Here is a 6,575-nt window from a genome sequence, read left to right on the forward strand (position 1 = left end):
CTTCCCCTTGGATGGTCAGCGGCTTGAATGCGAGACCGTCTGTCCGGCGATCTCCGATCCCGACATCGCAACCCCCTGCCGCACCCGCCACAACGCCATCACCATCGGCCAGGCCGAGAACCGCCCCGCCCGCGCCTTCTCGGCGAGATCCCGCAGATAGGCGCCCGGTGCGGCGATGGCCGTCCCGCGCTGCAGGATGCCGGCGACCACCACGGCCGCCTGCTCCTCGCCCATCGCCTCGACCGCCAGGGTCCAGGCCGGCGGCGTGATCCCCAGACACGTCCGGGCCACGGCGGCCGCGCCGAGAAAGTCCCGCCAGGTCCCGATCCCGTGGCGGGCGTAGCTTGCGAGATCCGGGCAGGCTTCGAGCACCAGCCCGAGCGGCAGCGCCCGGTTCACCGGCACCACGCTCTCCCCCCGCGGTACCGCAGGCGGATCGTCCCGTCCCCGCAAACCCCCTTCAAGATTCTGGAAAGACTCAGGTTTTGAACTCTGATGGTGGTAGCCGGCCTGGGACTCACTGGCGTCCGTTTTCTGGAATTCGATCGATTCCGCCAGGCACTTATCCACCGCGGCGCGCAGGGCCCGCAGCTCCTCGGCGATCTCGTTGAGAACCGCGTTGCCGGCCGAGCGCGGCGGCATCGCACCGGTTCCCTGCAACCGCGCCTCGAGCGCCTCCCATCCGCCGCTCAACCCCGTTTCGCGCGCGAAGGCGACGATCTTGGCGACGTCCCGCCGCAGCAGCGAGATCTCCTCGCGCAGCAGCGCCCGCGCCTTGGCGGCGGCCCGCACCTCGGCGGCCAGGGCCTCGAACTCGGCGGCCCGCGCCACGAGGGGCGAGAGGTCGAAGCCGAAGGCCTGCTCGATCTGACCGCCCTCGCCGCGGCGCGCGTAGCGCTTGCCGTTGGGGCTGTCGCGGCGGATCACCAGCCCGGACTCGACCAGCTGGGCCAGCGCACGGCGTAGCGTCGTCGGCGACGGCCCGTGGGCGCGCACAGACAATTCCCGGTTCGACGGGAAGACCACGAGGTCGGTCCCCGGCATGAGGGCGGTCTCGGGATGGAAGCTGAGCAGGGCCGAGAGCACGGCGAGCGCCCGGTCCCCGATTCCGAGGCGCGCCTTGGCCTCAGTCAGGTTGCGGAAGGTGCGCCATTTGTGGCTTGCGGCCTCGTCCGGGCAGGCTTTCGCCGCCGCTTGCGCCGCCATCATGGCGAGCGACAACGGCCGCCGCCCGAAGGGCGTCGTCGGTTGGGTCTGAGACATGGCTCGTGCCTGTCGTCAGGCAACAGAAAAGGGATCGCCGAATCGGCGCCACGCTTGACAGAATGTGCCGGATTTGATTCTCTCAGGCTGCCAGGCACTAAGAGAAGGGCTTCCGGGGCGTCGCTTCGGGGGCCTTTTTCTTTTGCCGGATCGATCCTTTCTGGGTTCGCGTGGAGGGGACCGCCCGGAGGCGGGTTAACCGGCGCCCGAAGGGACGCCGTTCACCTGGGGCATCACCCCGGGATGAAGGAACGGCTCACGCCGCGCGGCCCCAGGCCTGCGCGATCTGGCCGGCGATCTCGGCATTCACCGCATCGAGCGCCTCGACCGTCCGGTCGTAGGTCTGGCGGTTGAGGCTCTCGCGGCCGGCCTCGTAGAGCGTCCGGCCGGAGGCCCCGGCCTCCGCGATCGCCGCCGAGAGCGGCACCGCGTGCGTCATCACCTGCTCGCCGAACAGAGCCCGCAGCAAACCGACGATCTGGGTCTGCGGCCCGTCATGGGGCTCGTAGCGGGTCACGAGGTAGCGCAGGAAATCGTGCCGCAGGTCGCCGCCGGCGGCGCGCACCGCGCCCAGCAGATCGGCGGTCATCCGCAGCGAGCCGGACATGCCGGCGAGGTCGAGCATCTGCGGCTGCACCGTCACCAGGATGCCGGTCGCGGCGCAGAGCGCCCCGAGGGTGAGCCCTCCGAGCTGGGCCGCGCAATCGACCACCACCACGTCGTAATCGGTCGAGACCCCCGCCAGCGCCGCGGCGACGCGGCCGACGAGACTCTCGGGGACGGCGCCGTGCTCGCAGGCCATCAGCTCGAGATGGCCGGGCACCAGGTCGATGCCGGGAAAGTGGGTCGGGCGCACGAGGGCGCTCAGCGGCCGTTCGCCCCCGTCGCGCCGCACCGCGCCGTAGAGGGTCTGGCTCACCCCGACATCGAGTTCCGGACGGCAGCCGAACAGGCCGGAGAGCGCCGCCTGGGGGTCGAGATCGACGGCCAGCACCCGGAACCCCTGCAAGGCGAGGTACTGCGCCAGATGCGCCGCGGCGGTGGTCTTGCCCGAGCGGCCCCTGACGTTGGTGACCGCCAGAACCTGCAGGTGCTCGCCGTCCCGGCGGTGGCGCAGGTAGGCGGGCCGCGTCCGCGCCAGGCGCCGGCGCACGTCGTTGATCTGCTCCAGGGTGAATTGCCGCCGTCCCGCCGGGCCCTTCTCGGGCTCCAGCTCCTCGTCCGACAGGATCAGCTGGCGCAAGTAGGCGTCGGTGATGCCGATCAGCCGCGCCGCCTCGCCGGTCGGGAAGCGCCGCAGCTCGCGCCGCGTTGCCGGCGGCGTCAGCCGGTGGCCCACCCGCGCGAGTTGGCGCGTCAGGGCGTCGGCATGGGCCGCGATCACGGCGTCGAACGGCGTCGCGGAGGCTGTCCTCCGACCGGCGATTCGACTTTCGGCACCCTTCGACATCTACGCTTTCGAGCCTCATCCGAGCACGTGAGCGTAGTTTGGCCGGCGCGGGCGACGGAGAGTCAAGCGTTAAGCCCCGGGCTCTCCGATTCAGGAGTCGACAACCTTTTCTCCACAGGAGTCAGGCGCTTCGCCTCCGAAACGATGGTGCCGAGTCCCCGAATCGTGCGTTGGCGGGGAATCGCTCCGCGGCTTCGGGCGGGGAGCGTCGGAGGCCGCCGGCAGGCCCGAACGGGCCTCGGCGCCGGGCGCCTTCGCGATCATGCGAAGGCCCATCGCTCAAGGTCCGGCTCGCAAGCGGTCGAGAAGCGAGGCATCGGCGTAGCCGTCCGGCACCAGCCCGACGCCCGCCTGGTACGCGCGGATCGCAGCCCGGGTCTTCGGGCCGATCCGCCCGTCGACCCCGCCGACCGGATGGCCCTTCGCTTCCAGGCTCGCCTGGATCTCCCGCCGCTCGTCGGTGCCGAGCGGCCGGTCGCCCCGGGGCCAGCCCTGCACGAAGCCGGGCTCGCCCCGCAGCCGGTCGGAGAGATGCGCCACCGCCAGCGCGTAGGAGAAAGCGGCATTGTAGCCGAGCAGCGCCTGGAAGTTCGGCCGCAACAGGAAGGCCGGCCCCCTCGCCCCGGCGGGCAGGGCGAGGCGCGCCGTGTCGGTGTCGGCCCCGATCGCCCGTCCGGCGGGCGCGATGCCGAGGGCCCGCCACTCGGCAAGCGTCCGCGTCGTCGTCTCGTCGGCGAGGCGGTAATCGAAGCCCGCCGGCAGCAGCACCTCGCCGCCCCAGCCCTCGCCCGGGCGCCATCCTAAGCTCCGCAGGTATTGCGCCGTCGAGGCGAGGGCGTCCGGCGCCGAGGTCCAGATGTCGGCCCGCCCGTCGCCGTCGAAGTCGAGGGCGTGGCGGAGGTAGGTCGTCGGCATGAACTGGGTGTGGCCCATCGCGCCGGCCCAGGATCCCGTCAGGCGGTCCGGGGTGGTGCGGCCGAGATCGAGGATGCGCAGGGCCGCCACCAGCTCCGCGGTCCAGGTCGCGACCCGCTTGTCCCCGGTGCAGGCCAGGGTAGCGAGCGAGCGCAGGACCGGCCGCACCTTGCGCGGGTCGTCGAGCACGCTGCCGTAGCCCGATTCGATGCCCCAGATCGCCACCAGCACGTGCCGGTCGACGCCGTACGCCGCCTCGATCGCCGGCAGGCTGGCCTCGGATGCGAGCTTCGTCTTGCCGTCGCTCACCGCCTCGTCGCTCACCGCCGAATCGAGATAGGCCCAGACCGGCTTCTCGAACTCCGCCTGCCTGCCGGTCGCCGCCGCGACGTCGGGATCGGCGGTGAGGCCGGCGAGCTGCGCCTCGGCCAGGGCCGGCGTCACCCCCTGCTCCTTCGCCCGGGCGATGAGGCCCGGCAGGCACGCGGCCGGCGACGGCTCCTCCGGCGCCGGCGAACCCTGCGCGAAGGCGGCCGGTGCCGCGAAGAGCCACAGCAGCGCGATCGGCACCCGCATCGAACAGCCTCCTTGTCGATGGCCCGGGCGACCTCCGTCCGGACCTGTGTCGGATCCCGGTGCTTCAGGGCTCCGGAAGAGCGAACACCGTCAGCTGCCCGCCCGCGACCGTGTACTGCGACAGGGCCGCGTAGCCCCCGACCGCGCCCGACCCCTCGGCCGGGTCGGTCAGCCCGGCGGCGAGCCCGATCCCGGCCCAGCCGCCGATGCCCGACAGGACCGCCACGTATTGCCGCCCGCGATGCAGATAGGTGGTGACGTTGCCGACGATCCCCGACGGCGTCTTGAAGCGGTAGAGTTCCTTCCCCGTCGCCGCGTCGACTGCCTTCAGGTATCCTTCGAGGGTGCCGTAGAATACCACGCCGCCGGCCGTGGCGAGCGCTCCCGACCAGACCGAGAACGGCTCCGGGATCGACCATCGGATCCGCCCGGCCAGGTTGTCCCAGGCAATGAAGGCGCCGGTCCGGTCGGTGCCGGCCGGCGGATGCAGCGCCAGGGTCGCGCCGACATAAGGCTGGCCCGGCGTATAGGTGACGTGGAACGGCTCGTAATCCATGCACATGTGGTTGGTCGGCACGTAGAACAGGCCGGTCTGCGGCGAATAGGCGGCAGGCTGCTGGTTCTTGGCGCCCAGCGCCCCGGGGCAGATCCCGGTCACGGTCTCGTCCTCGCCGGTGACGCCCGGCGCGTAGCGCTCGTCCACCACCGGGCGGCCGTAAGCGGGCGAGGCGCGGTCGAGCTCGATGCGCTTGGCCCAGTTCACGCTCGGATCGAATTTTTCGGCCACCAGCAGCTCGCCGGTCTCCCGGTCGAGGGTGTAGCCGAAGCCGTTGCGGTCGAAATGGGTCAGCAGCCGGCGCCGGCGCCCCGCCACATCCTGCTCGGTCAGGATCATCTCGTTGACGCCGTCATAGTCCCACTGGTCGTGGGGCGTCATCTGGTAGACCCAGCGCGCCGCGCCGGTATCGGCGTCGCGGGCGACGATCGCCATCGCCCAGCGGTTGTCGCCCGGGCGCTGCGCCGGGTTCCAGGTCGAGGGATTGCCCGTGCCGTAATAGACGAGGTTCAGCGCCGGATCGTAGGAGAACCAGCCCCAGGCGCAGGCACCGCCGGTCTTCCACTGCTCGCCGTCCCAGCTCCTGAGCGAGGAATCGCGCCCGACCGGGCGACCGAGCTCCGTCGTCTTGTCGGGATCGACCAGCATCTCGGCATCCGGCCCGGTGGCGTAGGCCCTCCACACCTGCCGCCCCGTCGCCTGGTCGTAGGCGGTCACGTGGCAGCGGGCTCCATACTCGCCGCCCGACAGGCCGACGATCACCTTGGTCCCGACCGGCAGCGCCGCCGCCGTATTGGTCTCTCCCTTGGCCGGATCGCCGTTCTTCACGGACCACAGCACCCGGCCGGTTTCGGCGTCGAGCGCCACGACCGTGGTGTCGGCGAGCTGCAGGAAGATCCGGCCGTCCTGGTAGGCGAGGCCGCGATGGACCGTGTCGCAGCACATCACCGCGACCACCCCGGCCTCCTGCCGCGGCGCGTAGCGCCACAGGATCTTGCCGTCCTGGTCGAGATCGAGGGCCGTGACGGTGTTCGGGAACGGCGTATGCACGAACATGATGTGGCCGACCACGAGCGGCGCGCCTTCGTGCCCGCGCAGCACGCCGGTCGAGTAGGTCCAGGCGACCTTGAGCTTGCCGACCGTCTCGGGCGTGATCCGGTCGAGCCCCGAGAAGCGGGTATTCGCGTAATCGACGGTCGGCAGCGCCAGATTCTGCCGGCTCTCCCCGGCGAGCGCCGGCCCGAGGCCGAGCAACAGAGCCGTCAGCGTACCTCGTCTCATCCCTATCCCCTCCCCGGCCGCCCCGGATCTCGCCCCTCCCGTCATAGGCGGTGCGGGTCCGCCGGACCATGCGCCCGACTGTGCTCCACGGAGGTGGCCCGGATCATGGTCGGCTCGGTCGCAGACCGGTCGGGTCGGGGCGTGTTGACAGGCGAGCCGGCTACCCTTAGACAGCCGCTCACCGACGGGGCGCCGAGACGAACGGCCCGCTCCGACGAACCTTCCCAGAGACGACGAAGCAAGGGCCGGGGCAACCCGGCGCTGCTTTCTGTTCTCGGAAGGTCGAGATCGGGCTTCGGGCCCGATCAGCTCTTTGACAAGTTCATACGAGAAAGAGAAGCGTGGACGGCGTCGTCCCTGCGGATCCTGCCTCTGGGTGGGATCGTGAGTAGGATGATGCTGGTCTGACGTTTCGGTGCTCACACGATTGGTGGAAACGCCGATCGGTCGTGAGCCTCCGTTTATGTTGTGATCAGCTTTGATCAGCTCTTCAACTTGAGAGTTTGATCCTGGCTCAGAGCGAACGCTGGCGGC

General features: G+C 70.9%; 4 protein-coding genes. All 4 read right to left on the minus strand.

Annotated features, from left to right (window positions below; translation table 11 throughout):
* Positions 1–15: 15 nt before the first annotated feature.
* Complete coding sequence (gene repC, locus G4G93_RS33675) at positions 16–1,263, minus strand: plasmid replication protein RepC (protein ID WP_165091658.1); 1,248 nt, start codon at positions 1,261–1,263, stop codon at positions 16–18.
* A gap of 256 nt (positions 1,264–1,519) precedes the next feature.
* On the minus strand, positions 1,520–2,713 hold the full coding sequence (repA, locus tag G4G93_RS33680) for a plasmid partitioning protein RepA (protein ID WP_165091659.1): 1,194 nt from the start codon (positions 2,711–2,713) through the stop codon (positions 1,520–1,522).
* 279 nt (positions 2,714–2,992) lie between these two features.
* Positions 2,993–4,204 carry a lytic murein transglycosylase gene (locus G4G93_RS33685; protein WP_165091660.1) on the minus strand — a complete coding sequence of 404 codons (1,212 nt, stop codon included), beginning with the start codon at positions 4,202–4,204 and terminating at the stop codon, positions 2,993–2,995.
* A 64-nt stretch (positions 4,205–4,268) separates the two neighbouring features.
* On the minus strand, positions 4,269–6,041 hold the full coding sequence (locus G4G93_RS33690; RefSeq protein ID WP_165091661.1) for a methanol/ethanol family PQQ-dependent dehydrogenase: 1,773 nt from the start codon (positions 6,039–6,041) through the stop codon (positions 4,269–4,271).
* Between the last annotated feature and the right edge of the window lie 534 nt (positions 6,042–6,575).

The organism is Methylobacterium sp. DB0501, assembly GCF_011043735.1.
Taxonomy (GTDB): domain Bacteria; phylum Pseudomonadota; class Alphaproteobacteria; order Rhizobiales; family Beijerinckiaceae; genus Methylobacterium; species Methylobacterium alsaeris.